This is a genomic window from Acetobacterium paludosum (assembly GCF_008086595.1).
GTDB classification, from domain to species: domain Bacteria; phylum Bacillota; class Clostridia; order Eubacteriales; family Eubacteriaceae; genus Acetobacterium; species Acetobacterium paludosum.
On record NZ_RXYA01000004.1, the window covers coordinates 1 to 15752 of the forward strand.

The following is a 15752-nucleotide window of genomic DNA, read 5'->3' on the forward strand; positions in this document are numbered from 1 at the left end:
TGGTAATTTCAGTATCATGCAATTGGTTGGAATATACAATAAAATCCTCAGGATTGAATGAAGAATCGCTGGTTTATGCGGCATTCATCCAATCCTGAGGATTTTTTAATAATGAGGATAAGCAGAGTTATCCTGACATAAGAATAACTCTGTGAGGCCAGCATCAAACCTTTTGCGACAGGACGACGCGCCTGGCTTTTTGCCGATTCGCCCAAAGGTGCAACTGCCAATGCGGTACTCTACACTCTGGTGGAATCGGCCCGGGCAAACGAGCTTAATGTCTACGAATATCTGAATTACCTTCTGTCCGAAATCCCCAACAGTGACTATCTGCACCAGCCGGAAGTACTTGAAAAATATCTGCCATGGTCTCAGGAATTGCCCGAGGTGTGCAGACTCAATCACAAATACAAAAAGTGCCTCAAATAATGATGTGATCAGTATAGCAGGTTTCGATCAGACTTGCTATACGCCATCTTTTGAGGCACTTACTTTAATGTTTTCTGAGTTACTCTGAAAACACTAAAAGTTCTGTTTTGAGTCTATTGTCTCATGTTTTTGGCTTGTTTTAAATCCATGCGTTTATTGGACGCTTACTTTGATTTATAAAAAATGTGACTGGTTGGAGAATTCAAATTCTTCAGTGAGATTAGCCGCTGTGAAAATGCCGCAACTGATTGGAAACAGACAATCGGCAGAATCCAGATCCCCCAGCCAATAGTTTTTCAGCGAAAATAGACAGAATTTTTCAACCAGAAAGCTGAACCTCCGACGATTAGTAATCGTTTGCAAATAGCCAAAAAGAAAAGACGACCCGAGTCCCTAAGAACCCAAATCGTCTCTCTTCTCTGTTTCTAAACCATCCAGCTCAAAAAGTTAAGTTAAATAAGTTAAGTGACAGGCACCGTTTGTTACATTTGTCTAATGTCTACTTATTTTGTTAATGCTATAGGACCTGCTACCATTGAAGCGGTAACTGGACCTGTTACAGTTACTGCATCAGCAACAGAAATACCAAAGTATGCTGATAAAGTATCATTAGTAAATAGTGTAATTGTTGCTGTTCTAGCTGTAGCATCATTTGCACCTACAGTAGACAATACGTAATGATCTGTACTAAATGTCAATGCTGTTGCTGATGGTGGTGCACCAGTTGTTGGATTAAATGTACCAGCTACAGTAAAGTTAGCTTTTAGATCTGATGCATTTACTCCTGCAATCCAAGGAGCTACGAATGTTAATTGTCCTTTATTTGCACTTTGATCAGCTGCTAGTGTGACATCAAAGTTATCAACCATGTTTGGTTTAACAATAGCTTTATCTGCTGTTGTAACCGCTGTTGCGTCTGTTGCCAAAGCTGAACTTAATGTTCCTAATACCATCGTATGTCCAACTCCAGTAGCTGTTGTAATTGCGGAATCGACTGCCGTTTTTGCTGTGCCAACTGCAGTAATATCGTTTTTAGCTGTTGTAAGTACTGCTGTGGTTGCTGTAGTAGTACCTGCAGCCGAAGTTGCAGCTGTATCTTTTGCTGCGACATAAGTGTCTATAGCACCTACAATGGCTTGTGAATCACTGATTTCTAATGCATAAGCTGTAACTGCTGCTGCTGCATTTTTTGCAGTAATAGCATTTGTAATTGCTAATTTAGCAGCTACAAGGTTTGAGCTAAGTGTTAAGTCTTTGTTCATAGCTGTGTCCATTGCGGTAATTGCATTAGTGTAATCTAAAGCTGTGTCAGTAAATGCTACTGCAATGTTTGTTAAATCTGTTGCTGCCATTACGTTAGTTGTAGCATCTGTTAAATTATTTGTTGATAAAATGCTAACTTTTAATGGTGTTGTTGAGCTTGTCAACTTATCAGCAGTTGCAAGGGTGATAGTTAATTTGTCTGTTCCACTACCAGTAATAGTTACATCTGTAGTTGTTTTAACTCCATTGACGTATACTTCTAGTCCGGCAGCAGTACCAGTAGAACTTACTGTAACTGGTTCTGAAAGTGATAATTTAATTTTGTCGTAAGCGATTAATTCTGATTTAACTACGACTGGTTTAACATTTTCTCTGAAAGTAAGTGAGCTACTATAATTAGTTACATTGGTAACATTAGTAACATTAAATGTTTTATTCCCAGAAGTTGTCAATGCGCCATCTTTTAAAGTTAGAGTAACTGTTCGTTTGTTTCCGTCATAGATAGCAGAACCTGTTTCAAATGCTTGAATACCATCAATAGTATAATGTGTAGCATCTAAAGCACTAATATCAACATCTCCTACGAAGGTTACAGTTACTTTATTTAAAGTATTTGTTCCCGCAACTGTATTTGTTTTAACTGATGATACTGTAGTCTTAGCAGCTACAGCGTCTTTTACAAAGCTTAACTTCATTTCATCTGCTTGTTGAGAATATAAATCTTCAACAGCACCTTTTACAAATGTGAAGTTGTATGTACCAGTCGCTTGTGAAGAAAGTTCAACTGCGATTTGTGTTTTTTCTAATCCAACTATATCTGTATAATCACCGATGGTTAATGTTGTATGTTGTGTAACACCATTAACATCTACGTAAGGCACATTAGCTATAGTATTAACAGTTTGGAGAACACTACGATCAAATGTGTATATCGCATATGTTACGCCTGCAATATCTTTGATTGTTGCTGTTGAGCTTACTAATACTGGTTTAGAAGCTGCAAATTTAATTTCTTGTGTTTTTGTTTCTCCTGCATTGTTTGCAAGATCATAATAGCTATAAACTGCAACGATATGGTTTGCTGCTGTTTTAGCACTGTTTAAATGAACAATGAATGATTTTCCGTCTGGTGTTGTAGTATTTTCATCTTGTACAGATGCGATACTTGGAGTACCATCTACGTTAAGATTAAATCCTGAAATACCATTAGCGATTTTTTCACTAAATACTACTTTAACATCCTGTAGGCTTAGTGCAGTTACACTTTCTACAGTTGGTTTAGTTGTATCTTTAGTAATATATACTGTAGTTGTATATGTTACTAATGCGTTCGAAGCAAAATCTGTTAAACCATCTACGGTAAGACCGTATGTTTTTTCAGCTGTTAATCCTGCAGTTGCAACATTAATTTCGACAGATTTTTTATCAGTAGAAAGAGTGTACGCTGTAGCTGGTACAGATACGTTCACGCTATCTAATGTAAATTTAATTGCTGAAGCTGCGCCAGAATTATTAGTGTTGATTGGTTCAGAGAATGTTACTTTAATTGTATTGCTGTCTGATAATGCAACACTTGTTACTGTTGGTGATACTGCATCAAAAAGTGTTACAACTTGAGCATAGTCACCAAATAATGTGCCAGCGAATTCTTTTACGCCAGATACTTTAACAAAGTAATTAGCTGTTGTTTTACTATTAAGTGGTGTTGCTTCGATATCAAGGATTACGGTCTTTTTATCATCCTGTACCTTAGCAGTACCTACTGTAATAGTTCCAACTGCATCTGCATTTGCTGCTGAAAGAGTATAGTTACCTGTTGTCTCAGCTGTAGTTTTATCTACATTCTTATTATAAGTTACCAAGATTTGTTTAGCGTTAACTGCAGTTACAGATGTAACCTTAGGTACTAACACCAAGTTTCCTTGAGCAGCGACAATATTAGCTGTTGCTGTATCAACTTTTGACTGTGTATCAGTTGTTGCTGCAGGATTAGCTGCTACAACTGCCTGATAAGTCGTCCAGGAAGCGGTTGTATAATCAGCTTGATTAACAGCGGCAATTGCTGCGTTATAAGCTGTTAAATCAGCAGCTACTTGAGTAACTTTGATTCTGATTGCTTCTAAACGTAGACCATCTCCGGTTGTTCCAGCGATGTTTCCATCAGAAATCCAACCTTGTGTCCAGCCGTAGTTTTCGCCGTGAACCGTGTATTGAACTGAGTAGCCTGGTAATTGAGCACCAGTAGCATCAACCAGTTTAATTTCGATTGCTTCAACACGTTGAGATTTTCCAACGCTGCCGGCAAATGCGCCATCTTTGATCCAATTAGTTGAATCATCAGTAGGATATAACCAACCAACATTTTCTACGTGTACATTATAAACAACATGTGCACCAGTAGGGATTGCTCCTGTTAGTTCAATGTTGAATCCTTCAATTCTTTTGGATTCACCAGTTGTTCCTAATTGTTGGTCACTTTGAACCCAACTACCATCTGTAGGGGCATTGCCGATATCCTGGATATGTCCACGATACTGAACACTCATTGTATCAGTAGTTGCTGTTGCTTTTGTGAATAATCCTACAAAAGAATCCCATGCCGATGTTTTTGTTGTTGCATCATTGGCAGCGAATACGCTTGTAGAAAAAACCATGGAAAGCATCATGAATACTGAAAGAATGCTTACTGAAATTTTCTTCATACTTTTAAATCCTCCGTTTGTATATTTTATTTTGTTGTATACCCGGAATAAAAACGATCTTTATGATCGACTCACGTTTAAATTCCAGACTTAATCATGCTCCTCTTAGCAGACCACTTTATATTCCTCCTTTCCTAATTTGTATTGTTCGCAAAGGGTAAACCAATTTTACTACACCAACTTAGAAAAGGTGTCAGGTCTACACATATCATGGAACGCTAAATGAGTAAGAGCTTTCTCACAATGAATTTTACACCACATTGCTTGATTTTGCAATTAATTATTCTATTTTTTTTAATCTCAAATCCGAATTTCACAATTTCCGACAATTTAATTCATTGTATCGCCTACAAATAAAGAACCATTATTCGATTACCGCTTAAATATGTCTCATTGTCTCATATTTGATGACTTCCAGGGTTGTTTCGCTGTTAAAACAGTTTCCCGATCGACTTTCTTTACTTTCTCCACAAACCACTGTATTTTTAGTAAAGACCGCCTACCCTTTTTATAAATCCAACATATCTAATGATTCTTCCGGCATCCCACCTTTCAATGTGCTGACGTCCAATACAACGGCCTCACGCCACTGCATTTCCCCAATTTTCTGACCTGTATAAATTAGAACTTTAGGTTATGATGATACCCTATGTTGAGTTAACGTCAGGGAAATGCATTTTATCGCACAGCATTTAATTTTTTTTTACATTTTTAATATTTTTTTGAAATTTTGAATTTTTTTAACAACAATCGTTACATTCTGTTCTTAACAAAACCGGTTAAGCGGGTTCATTAATTAACAACAGCCGTTGGATTAACTACCGCTGTTCCGGTATTCGGTTGACTGACAACGGTAGTTGCCGGATCCGATTGGTTCGTTGCTGATTTGCCGGTATCGCTAGTATCCGATTCATTGGCCGTGGCATTCCCGGTCGCGCCGGTGTCGGTTGGAGCCGGGGTGGTCTTGCCGGTGTCGCTGACATCAGATTCATTGGTAGTCGCACTGCCGGTATTCTCGGCCGTCGGCGGAGCGACGGTTGGTTCTTCTTTGGCCGCCGGCGTAACCGGTGGTGTCGCCGCCGTCGTGCCGGTGGTGACCGTCTCGGTTGGATTGACGACGGTACTGCCGGTGGTCTCTGTTCCCGTTGCATTGACCGGTGCTGCATCAGTCGTCCCCGTCACGGTCTGAGCGGATGTGGTTGTCGCATTGCCGGTGCTTGTCTGCCCGGCGACTTTCGTATCTTCATTAGGAGAAACATTATCAAATTTAATAATTTTGTTCAGGTCAACTGCTTTGTCTTTAGACACCTGCAGCAGTTCTGTGACCGACATAGCTGCCAGCTTATCGACGGATAAACTATCATCTGATGATGCGATCTCCTGAATCATCTTGATTTTTCCGGTTGAAACGTTGTACTGATCGGCCAGGGCTGATGTTTGCTCGTCCGCTTCGGTCAATGTCTGTCTTAAGACGGTGGGCTCAATATTCTGTGATGAGGCACTGTCCATAATCACCTGATCCACGGAGACAGCCAGATCGTCGGCCTTGTCGGTGTCGTTATTCTTGACCGATACCAGAACGACATTCCGATCGGTATTGAGATACCCATGACTGATCATCGCCGAGACCAGGGTATCAACGGAGTCTTCCAAATCGGCCTGATCAAAATTCTGACCATTGATGACTCGTTGGGCATCCTCGTTCAGGGCCTTGACCGACAGCACCTGATTGTGTTTGTTGGTCACGATTTCGATGCTCGGATTAACATCCAGGGCCACGATGCTGTCCGGCATTTTAAATTGCACATACCAGCCGGAATAACAGACCACCGCCAGAATGCAACAGGCAAAGACGGTGGAAAATTGGCGGCAGTACTTCGGTTTTTTCTTCACCGCCTGTTTGGTGATGTAGTCGTGCTCGGTCATTTTAACCACGGGCATGGCTGCCAGTTTTTCAAAATCCAGGATTGGCGCCTGGCTGATTGCTCGGTTGAGGGACTTTTCGATATTGATTGGTTTCACTATAACACCTCCTTTTCGGTAAGATATTTTTTCAGTTTTTTCAATCCCCGATGATATTTTGACAAGACGGTGGAAATTGGCACATCCAGGCTTTCCGCTATTTCACGATGGGAAAAACCCGAAATGGCATGAAGCAGGATAATCTCTCTTTCCTGGTCGTTCAGGATTTTAAAAGCTGCCTGCAGCACCAGTTTGTCGCCGCTGTCTGTGACATATGAAAATGAAAGATCATTTTCCAGATCTTCCACCGGTACGCTGTCGTTTTTTTTCTTAAATCTTATTTTACTGATTGACAGATTCCGGGCGATCGTGAAAACCCAGGCCATCGGCTTCCCCATCGGTTTGTACAGATGGGCCGCGGAGCGAATTTTCAGATAGGTATCCTGAACCACATCAAGGGCATCGTCATGATTTTTTATAATCGACAGCACAAACGCATAGAGGGTTCGCTCGGTGAGACGGTAAAGCTCCTCGAAGGCAGCCACGTCATCCTCGGCGATTCTAATGAACAGCGCTTCGTCAATATTTAATTTTTTTTGCTGCTCAGATTCTAAGCCCTGGGGCACTACCATACTCAAAAATAATATCATTAAGTATTACTCCTCCATAATATAGTAACGTTTCACCGTCACGTTTTATTGCAATGCAAATAATTTAATTTTAATCGGGGGGGTGATCCACCCCAAAATAGGTTATCTTATCCCGTAGGGGCGATCCATGATCGCCCGTGCACGTTTGTCATAAATACCAACGTTTTCGGGCGATTGGGAATCGCCCCTACGGTGTTTTCTAAATTACATGTTGGGTATCGCCCCTACGGGGTTTTCGATAAATTACACATTGATATCCATTATACATCATTTTTGTATTAATTTCACCCTGCTAATTTTTATACTTTTTTCACCAAGGTTTCTTGGTGACAATCATTTATCGCCGTGATACAATTAACAAAGAATCATATAAATAACCATTCAAATATGAAACGGCCACAATTTTTAATCATTACAACATTATATTTCTGCATCATGTGTTTTAATTTTAATTCTTGTCGTTCCAGATCGTCAATTTATGGAGGAAAACATGGGAAAAAAAGTAGAGTATTCGGTAGATGAACTTATTGATGTCAATGTATTACAGAAATTTCAAGACGCTTTTTCGGCAGCGACAGGAATGGCCACGATCTCCGTTGATAACGTAAAAGGCGAAATTACACAGCCCAGCCATTTTACAGATTTTTGTATGAAATACACCCGGGGTTCTGGGGAAGGAAACAAACGCTGTGTCAAATGTGATATCGATGGTGGAAAAAAAGCCGCCAACACCGGACGACCGGCGGTATATTCATGTCATGCCGGACTGGTCGATTTTGCCGCACCGATCGTCATTGACGGCGTTGAAATCGGCGCTATGTTAGGCGGTCAGTGTCTTGAAGCGCCACCGGACGAAGAACATTTCAGAAAAGTTGCCCGTGAGCTAGGGATAAATGAAGACGACTACATCGATGCCGTCAGAAAAGTATCGATTGTCCCAAGAGAAAAAATCGATGCCGCTGCGGAGATGCTTTACGTTTTCGCCAATTCCATCTCTGAGATGGGACATCACAGCCACCTGCTGGCCGAAGAAACTGAAAATTTTGAAATGATCTCCAAGAACGTGTTTGAAAATATCCGTTCCATCAGCGAATTCATCAATGGCTTTTCTGACCAGATCGCTTCGCTGATCAAAGTATCGGATGAACTGCTGGAATCTTCCACTATTTCTAAAAACAAGGTAAAGGAAACGGATTCCATCCTGAAATTCATCCGGGACATTGCCACCCAGACGAATCTACTGGGTTTGAATGCAGCGATTGAAGCGACCCGGGCCGGTGAATTCGGCCGCGGTTTCAACGTGGTTGCCGATGAAGTCCGCAAGCTGGCGGTGCAGAGCCAGGATTCCGCGCGAAAAATCGAAAATATTCTGGACAGCATCACGGCCAGCATGAACCATGTCGAATCGCAGGCAGCGAAATCCTACAAAATCATCGGCGAGCATCAGAAGTCGATGGAAGAAGTCAATGAAAAATTGCAGTTGTTAAACAGCATTGCCGATAAATTAAAGACCGAGATCAACACGCTTAAAAGCAGCGTTTACTAAAACGGTTTTTGTTTAACCCCCCCGTGATGTTTCGCGCTGGATTTTTCCCCGTAGGGGCGATCCATGATCGCCCGCCAACGTTTGTTCGATAATTAACCTTTTCGGGCGATTGAGAATCGCCCCTACATTGTTTTTTGTTCAAACCCCGTTAGGGTATGCAAAAAACCGTCGGGGTATGCCCCTTTTTGCATCATGATTGATTGGACCATTCTTAATTGAATGGTCTTTTTTTTGGCATCTTTTTTTTTTGCTTCTATTTAATAAGAGTAGCTTTCGATCATTGCGTAAAGCTAACATTACTTTCGCAATAGATTGAAGGTAGCAAATCTTACTAAAGGAGGTTTCTGACGTGAAATGAAAACAATTTTAAACACCCTGCCCAGCGCCGCTGCGGTCATTGGCTCGGTTCTCGGTTTTCTTCTGGGGGGCTTCGACGGGGCTGTTTATACCCTGCTGGGCTTTATCCTGATTGATTACCTGACCGGCGTTATGACCGCCATTGCCCAAAGGCAAGTCTCCAGTGAAATTGGATTCGTTGGTATTCTCAAGAAAATCCTGATCCTGATGATGGTGGCATTAGGCCATTTGCTGGATCAAAACCTGTTGGGGGGCGGCGGCGCCATGCGCACGGCCGTGATTTTCTTTTACACCGCCAATGAAGGCATCAGCATTCTGGAAAACTGCGCCCGTCTGGGTTTTCCCATTCCCGCCAAGCTAAAGGCCGTTTTGGCGCAGTTGTCCGAAAAAATAGACGATCGGTAAATCATACCGACAATTGACGTTTTCGGGCGATTGAGAATCGCCCCTACGGTGTTTATACCATGCTTTAACCCGTAGGGGCGATCCATGATCGCCCGTTAGCAGTTTGTTTGATGTTGGTTTCGCAATCAATTCGGTAACGTGTAGGCGAACAGTCGTTAGACTGTCCGACGTGCAGTGTACGAATTGATTCGCGTAAACCGGCAGCAAAGCGCACAGCACTTTCTAAACGAGGAGGAAAATAGTATGTATATGGAACTGATTCAGGAGGCCCTGGAAAAAGCAGGGTACTCACCGGGGGCCATCGACGACATCGATGGGCCGCTGACACAGAATGCCATTAAGATGTTTCAGGCCGATCATGGTCTGGAGCCGGACGGGATGGTGGGCCCGCTGACCCATACCGCCCTGTTTCAAAATGACATGGCCCCGGTACCAGAAACCCCTGCCGAGGTGCCGTTAGATGACCAGCAGCTCACCCCGCATTTCAATCGGCAGGCCTTTAAATGCTGTTGTGAGGGCCGTTACTGCAACGGCTTTCCGGCGGAAATGAACCCCGAACTGCTTCGCCGTCTGGAAAACGTGCGTCAGGCGCTGGACACCGCAATCATCGTCACTTCAGGAGTCCGTTGTCCGATCCGCAACCAAGAGGTAGGCGGTATCCCGAATTCCCGGCATCTTGTCGGGGCAGCCGTTGACTGCTATGTTCCGGGGCTATCTGTCCATGAACTGGCGGCAGCTGCCGAAGACCAGGGCCTGGGTGTGATCATTTATGAAGATGAAGGGTTTTGTCATCTGGAGATTTAAGATTATCGCGTATTAACGGTGGCGGGTGATTAATAATCGCCCCCTACCAGAAAGAAAACCAAACTCATTGAATTCTAAACCGCCCTAACACATAATACTGTAGGGGCGATCCATGATCGCCCGAAACGTCGATCTTTCAAACAAACGTCCTCGGGCGATTGAGAATAGCCCCTACAACTTTAAATCAAGCGATCGTTGCTTTGCAAGTAGTTTCCGGTCACGTATCTTTTCGCAAGATCTGCAGATACTCTTCATAGGCAAAAACGCGGTTTCTTTGCCCGCTTTCGGTTTGCAGCAAGATGCTCAAATCCATCAGATGATTAACGGCATTGGAAACCGCATTATATGAAATTTCCAATGCCAAGCTGGTTTTTTTTATGTCAATAATCGGGCTTCTCTCGAGATAATCCAATACCATTCTGACCGTTTTTTTTGATCTTCCAATCGTGCTGTCTATCAGTTGGCGATTCTTATCCTGCAGTTTAACAAGCTTTTCAATCGTCCGAATGGCATCTTCTGCCGATTCATTAACGGCTAAAAGGAAAAACTTAATCCACTGTTCCAAATTTCCTTTTGATCTTACCTCCATCATCCGATCATAATACTCAATCCGATTTCTTTTCAGAAAACATGACAGATACAAAGTTTCATGACTCAACACTTTTTTTTCAATTAGAAACAGGTTAATCAATAAGCGTCCAATTCTACCGTTTCCATCTAAAAAAGGATGGATGGTTTCAAACTGATAATGCGCAAGTCCTATTTTGATTAATGGTTCCAATCCATCATCTTCATTAAGAAATTTCTCTAGGTCGGACATGCCCTCGATCATATCCTTTTCATTGGGGGGTACAAATCGGGCATCTTTCAAAGTACCTCCCTGTGGACCGATCCAATTTTGAGATCGTCTGAACTCTCCGGGACTCTTTTCACTGCCTCTTACTCCTTCCAAAAATACTTTATGGATCTCTTTCAGCAATCGATTGGAGATAGGCAATTCATTCAGTCTCTTTTTTGCAAATATTGAAGCCTTAATATAATTGATGACATCTTCAACTTCGCGATTCGTATTATCTTCAAGGTTTGGGTCCAGAATATCATCCAATGTCGCCTGTGTTCCTTCGATTTGGGAAGAAAGCAGAGCTTCTTTTCTCACGTACATTGATACGAATAGATCAACATCGGGAACCTGATTTGATATTCACCTGCTCTATTCTTCATAAATAGTACTCCTAAACTGAAATTATAGGTTGATCTTACTTCTTTTATTTCTTTTTATCAATTAAAGTGAAATAAGGAGGTCGTAACATGCGTCTTATTTCTTTTTGGCACCTTTTTCCGGTTTCTTCCATTTATAGAGTATACCGAAAGAAAGGAGGACCACACAATGCCAGTAACAACCGATTTTCTCAGCAACAAAATCCAGATCCGTTCCAACTACGGGCTGGTGGATGGCAAAGATGTGATTAAGTCGAAGACTTATTCTAATCTGAAAGCATCTGCCGGAAATGATGACATCTACGCCGTGGCTGCTGCTCTTGCAACGCTGCAGGCGCCGACCCTGGAAGAAGTCGTCAAAATTGAAAGCACCCTTTTGATTCCGGGTGTCTAACTGTTAACAAACTGCTATACCGACCAATTGTTAATCCGTTGTATGCTCACAATTCGGACAGGTTATCGCCTGTTCGCCTTGAGGCACAGGGTCTGACCCCCAGGTCACAACATGATATAACAATTGTCGGTATGATTTCTAAGTAACTTGTCTTAGTAATCGGTGAAAATTTTAAGGAAAGGAGGTGAACGCTCATGCCAGAAATTAAAGCAACGATGGTATTCAAACGTGGGGATGGTAAAAATTCCACCCTTTCTGTAGCAGATGCTGATGCGACTGTGACCCAGGCTGAAATGAATGCTGCAATGGATTTGATCCTTGCTAAAAATATCTTTGCTCCAGAAGATTCCGACTTTAAGTCCAAAGTCAGCGGAAAGCTGATCAGCACCACGACTCAGGATTTTGCAATGTCTGCAGTATAAGTAATTGGAATCGGACTTCCGATTCCCGACAAAATCGTGTCTTGTGACAATAATAAATCGTTGTTTGCTGCATGATCGGACAGGCTATCGCCTGTTCGCCATGATGCAAACAACTGATGTTACGATTATCGCAAGACACTTACTTTATACTTTATACTTTATTATTTATCGTTATATTTGAGCCGGTGTTTACACTGGCTCTTTTTCATTATTGATATTAAGAAAATGATTGTATTTCAATTACAAATAATATATAATGCAAATAGAACATCTGTTCTATTTGATTGAAAGAGGTGAAACATGGAAAACAATGAAATAATTTCTTTGGTACGCGGTGCCCGGAAAAAGGAACCGAAGTGCCAGTTGGCTTTGATTGAAGGTTTTCGGCCTTTAGTTGTCTCGTTGATTCGTCGTTATGTTTATGAACAGGATGCCCTTGATGATTATTTAAGTGAAGGAGCGATTGTGATACTCAACTCGGTTGATACCTACGATGAGGCTCTGGGGGTACCTTTTTCCGGTTATCTAAAAAAGGAATTGTTTTATTATTTTGTTGATGTCGCCAAGTCTCACAAAAACTCAACTTCTTTGGATGCCCCCGGTAAAAATGAGACGTCATCTTTATTGGATACTTTAATGGATAAAAATGCGGATATTGAAGGGGACTACCTTCATCATGAAGATTTATCGGCGCTGCTGCTTTATCTGCCCCAGCTCAGGGAACGGCAACGTTGGATTATCGAGGAACATTATTTTAAAAATCGGAGTATCAAAGATATCGCCCAAAGCATCGGGGTGAGCTCCAACAGCCTGGTGAAACTGCATCGCCGGGCGATTCAGGATCTGCGCACTTACTTTGGGATGGATCTGGTGAACTAACGTTTCGGGCGATCATGGATCGCCCCTACGAAATGATGCGTTACGGGGGGGTGAATCCAATCGGTATGATGCGGTATGGGGGTTTTGAATCCAATCGTTTTTTTCTTTTTGTAGGGGCGATTCTCAATCGCCCGAAGACGTTTGTGCCAATGATCGACGTTTCGGGCGATCACGGATCGCCCCTACAGGATAATGCATGATGGGGGTTTTGGCATTCAATCGGTATGATGCATGATGGCGGTTTAAAATTATTTTAATTTTAAATCTTCGGCAATTTGGCTCAGTTTCTTGAGCCGATGATAAACGCCGGATTTGCCGACGGGAGGGTCTAATCGTTCTCCCAGTTCTTTGATGCTGGCATCCGGATAGTTTAATCGCAATTCGGCAATATCGTAGAGGTTCTGGGGCAGGTTTCTCAACCCGATCTTCTCTTTGATGACTAAAATGGCGGCCACCTGATCGTAGGCGGCGATGACGGTTTTATTCAGGTTGGCGGTTTCACAGTTAACCTGGCGATTTACATCATTCCGCATTTCTTTGATGATCCGGATATTCTCCATTTCCAGCAGCCCTCGATGGGCACCGATCACATTGAGAAAATCAGCAACACTGCCCCCTTCTTTCAGATACAGCACCCAGTGCGCTTTTCTATGAATGAGATTGGATTTAATTCCAAAATCATTCAATATTTCTTTGATGCTTTCCAACAAGGCGCACTGCTCGATATTTCCGGTTAGACTGCGGTCGTTCGTTTTACTTTGAATCGCGGTTTTCTTGCCCACCAGTTCAAGATGGTAGGTTTTTTCCGGGTTGGACACGGAACCGCAACCTAAAAAAGCCCCACGGATATATGCTTTTGTCTGCGTTGCCTGTTTTTTAAACTTTTCCGGTACCTGATTGGCAAAAAAAGCCTGACCCAGATTGTTAAAGCTCAAGATTTCACAGTCGCCAAGTATTCTTTTCGCCATCTTCGGATCTTCAATGAGGACATTGTAAGCACGATGTTCTTTAAATTTTTTTGTTTTCTCGATCTTGATTTTCGGTTTTGTTTGAAACAGCCCTTTGATGAGCTGGTATGTCCGGGCGGCCACCGAGGGGTTTTCGGTTTTTATGCTGATGCTCATGTCACCCGCCACATCCACGATAATGGTTGCGACGGCTCCGATGATCCCCGACAATTCAGCTTGCCGGGAGGCTTTGGAACCGAATGGGAGCTTGGAAATATCTTTTTTTAAAATCGCTGAAAATGTCACTGGTTCACCATTTCTTTCGTAAGAAGCTGTTCCTGTTCGCCCGTGGACGTTTGTTTGCATGATCGGCATTTCGGGCGATTGGGAATCGCCCCTACGGTATTATGCTTGACGTTATTTTAAGCATTTCGGGCGATTGGAAATCGCCCCTACGGTATCATGCCTGACGTTATTTTAAGCATTTCGGGCGATTGGGAATCGCCCCTACGGTATCATGCCTGACGTTATTTTAAGCATTTCGGGCGATTGGGAATCGTCCCTACGGTATCATGCCTGACGTTATTTTAAGCATTTCGGGCGATTGGGAATCGCCCCTACGTATTATGCTTGACGTTATTTTAAGCATTTCTAGCGATTGGGAATCGCCCCTACGGTATCATGCCTGACGTTGTTTCAAGAATTCCGTAGGGGCGATCAGTGATCGCCCGAAAAGCATCGTGCCTAACCTTACCTTAAATAGGTTTCGAAAATTCGTTTTGCCAGCAAATCGGCATCATGACGAACATAGCCGTTTTCCATCGTCACATAATCATCGAGAATATATTCATAGCCATTTATGGGGTTTCCTATTTGGACAACATTGGCATCGTATTTATTGTATTTTTCTTCGATACTTCTGGGCAGTGTGCCTTTATTGGCCACCACATAATCGAAAAGATGTCCTTCATTCTGATCCATGTGGGCTTCGATGGCCCGGATATGGTCTTCCTGGGTGTAACCGCTGGTTTCTCCCGGCTGGGTCATGATGTTGCCGATATAAAAACGCTTGGCCCGGCTGTCAAAAATCGTTCGTGCCACATCTTTAATCAGCAGGTTGGGAATGATGCTGGTGTAAAGACTTCCGGGTCCGATGATGATCAAATCCGCATTGCGGATGGCTTCAATGGTTTCCGGCAGGGGGCGCGTTTCTTGATTCTTTAAAAAAAGCTGCACAACGCCGCTATTTTGCTCCAACACGGCCGCTGGAATAGCGGACTCCCCTTCAATGATCTCACCGTTTTCCAGCGATGCCATCAAAACCATTTCCGATAGGGTGACCGGCAGTACTTCGCCTTTTATTTGAAGCACATCTGATGTTCGTCGCACGGCATCGTAAAAATCGTTGCTGATACCATTCATCGCCGCCAGGAACAGGTTGCCGAAGCTCTGCCCCTCCATGCTTCCGCCTTCAAAGCGGTAGTTAAACAGTTCCTGCATGACATTTTCATCATCGGCCAGGGCTAGAATACAGCTGCGGATATCGCCGGGGGGCAGAATCCCCAGATTTTCTCTGAGCATGCCTGAACCGCCGCCATCATCCCCAACAGTAACGATGGCCGTCAGCTTGTCGGTATATTTTTTCAATCCCCTGAGGATCACGGATAAGCCGGTCCCGCCGCCAATGGCGACAACTCTCGGGTTTCTCACTTTTACTATATCTTTCAGGGTAAACTCTCTGATATATTCTTTCATATCCATTGAATCACTTCCT

The 15752-nt window shown here is 42.9% G+C and carries 13 protein-coding genes; 7 read left to right on the plus strand and 6 right to left on the minus strand.

The genetic code is table 11. From position 1 onward, the window contains the following. Positions 1 to 249 precede the first annotated feature (249 nt). The gene (locus tag FZC41_RS17610) at positions 250 to 429 is read left to right on the plus strand and encodes a transposase domain-containing protein (protein WP_243136655.1); all 180 of its coding nucleotides are present in this window, start codon (positions 250 to 252) and stop codon (positions 427 to 429) included. Positions 430 to 932: 503 nt separating this feature from the next. Here FZC41_RS17610 and FZC41_RS05075 read toward each other — a convergent pair. From FZC41_RS05075 to FZC41_RS05085, 3 genes are all read right to left on the minus strand, one after another. After that, positions 933 to 4394, minus strand: a complete 3462-nt coding sequence (locus FZC41_RS05075) for an Ig-like domain-containing protein (RefSeq protein ID WP_148566319.1) — start codon at positions 4392 to 4394, stop codon at positions 933 to 935. 792 nt (positions 4395 to 5186) lie between these two features. Next, positions 5187 to 6188 carry an anti-sigma-I factor RsgI family protein gene (locus FZC41_RS05080; RefSeq protein ID WP_148566320.1) on the minus strand — a complete coding sequence of 334 codons (1002 nt, stop codon included), beginning with the start codon at positions 6186 to 6188 and terminating at the stop codon, positions 5187 to 5189. Positions 6189 to 6415: 227 nt separating this feature from the next. After that, on the minus strand, positions 6416 to 7006 hold the full coding sequence (locus FZC41_RS05085; protein WP_148566321.1) for an RNA polymerase sigma factor: 591 nt from the start codon (positions 7004 to 7006) through the stop codon (positions 6416 to 6418). 490 nt (positions 7007 to 7496) lie between these two features. On the opposite strand from FZC41_RS05085, the gene FZC41_RS17705 reads away from it, so the two are divergent. From FZC41_RS17705 to FZC41_RS05100, 3 genes are all read left to right on the plus strand, one after another. Then, on the plus strand, positions 7497 to 8552 hold the full coding sequence (locus FZC41_RS17705) for a PocR ligand-binding domain-containing protein (protein WP_148566322.1): 1056 nt from the start codon (positions 7497 to 7499) through the stop codon (positions 8550 to 8552). 354 nt (positions 8553 to 8906) lie between these two features. Next, complete coding sequence (locus tag FZC41_RS05095; protein WP_148566323.1) at positions 8907 to 9314, plus strand: phage holin family protein; 408 nt, start codon at positions 8907 to 8909, stop codon at positions 9312 to 9314. A 243-nt stretch (positions 9315 to 9557) separates the two neighbouring features. Further along, positions 9558 to 10118: a D-Ala-D-Ala carboxypeptidase family metallohydrolase gene (locus FZC41_RS05100; protein ID WP_148566324.1), complete on the plus strand. Its 561-nt coding sequence runs from the start codon at positions 9558 to 9560 to the stop codon at positions 10116 to 10118. A 217-nt stretch (positions 10119 to 10335) separates the two neighbouring features. On the opposite strand, the gene FZC41_RS05105 is transcribed toward FZC41_RS05100, so the two are convergent. Next, entirely contained in the window at positions 10336 to 11319 is a 984-nt protein-coding gene (locus FZC41_RS05105; protein WP_279235169.1) for a Fic family protein, read from the minus strand. Between the two features lie 186 nt (positions 11320 to 11505). Here FZC41_RS05105 and FZC41_RS05110 point away from each other — a divergent pair, with 186 nt between their 5' ends. From FZC41_RS05110 to FZC41_RS05120, 3 genes are all read left to right on the plus strand, one after another. Continuing rightward, positions 11506 to 11730, plus strand: coding sequence for a DUF1659 domain-containing protein (locus FZC41_RS05110; RefSeq protein ID WP_148566326.1), 225 nt, complete (start codon positions 11506 to 11508; stop codon positions 11728 to 11730). A gap of 194 nt (positions 11731 to 11924) precedes the next feature. Beyond that, positions 11925 to 12152, plus strand: a complete 228-nt coding sequence (locus FZC41_RS05115) for a DUF2922 domain-containing protein (RefSeq protein ID WP_148566327.1) — start codon at positions 11925 to 11927, stop codon at positions 12150 to 12152. Between the two features lie 300 nt (positions 12153 to 12452). Further along, a complete protein-coding gene (locus tag FZC41_RS05120; RefSeq protein WP_148566328.1) occupies positions 12453 to 13031 on the plus strand; it encodes a sigma-70 family RNA polymerase sigma factor in 579 nt (192 codons plus the stop codon). A 248-nt stretch (positions 13032 to 13279) separates the two neighbouring features. Here FZC41_RS05120 and whiA read toward each other — a convergent pair whose 3' ends face one another. Together whiA and FZC41_RS05130 are read right to left on the minus strand one after the other, a co-directional pair. Further along, positions 13280 to 14344 carry a DNA-binding protein WhiA gene (whiA, locus tag FZC41_RS05125; RefSeq protein WP_170253859.1) on the minus strand — a complete coding sequence of 355 codons (1065 nt, stop codon included), beginning with the start codon at positions 14342 to 14344 and terminating at the stop codon, positions 13280 to 13282. Positions 14345 to 14728: 384 nt separating this feature from the next. Beyond that, positions 14729 to 15739, minus strand: coding sequence for a gluconeogenesis factor YvcK family protein (locus FZC41_RS05130; protein ID WP_148566329.1), 1011 nt, complete (start codon positions 15737 to 15739; stop codon positions 14729 to 14731). Positions 15740 to 15752: the final 13 nt, after the last annotated feature.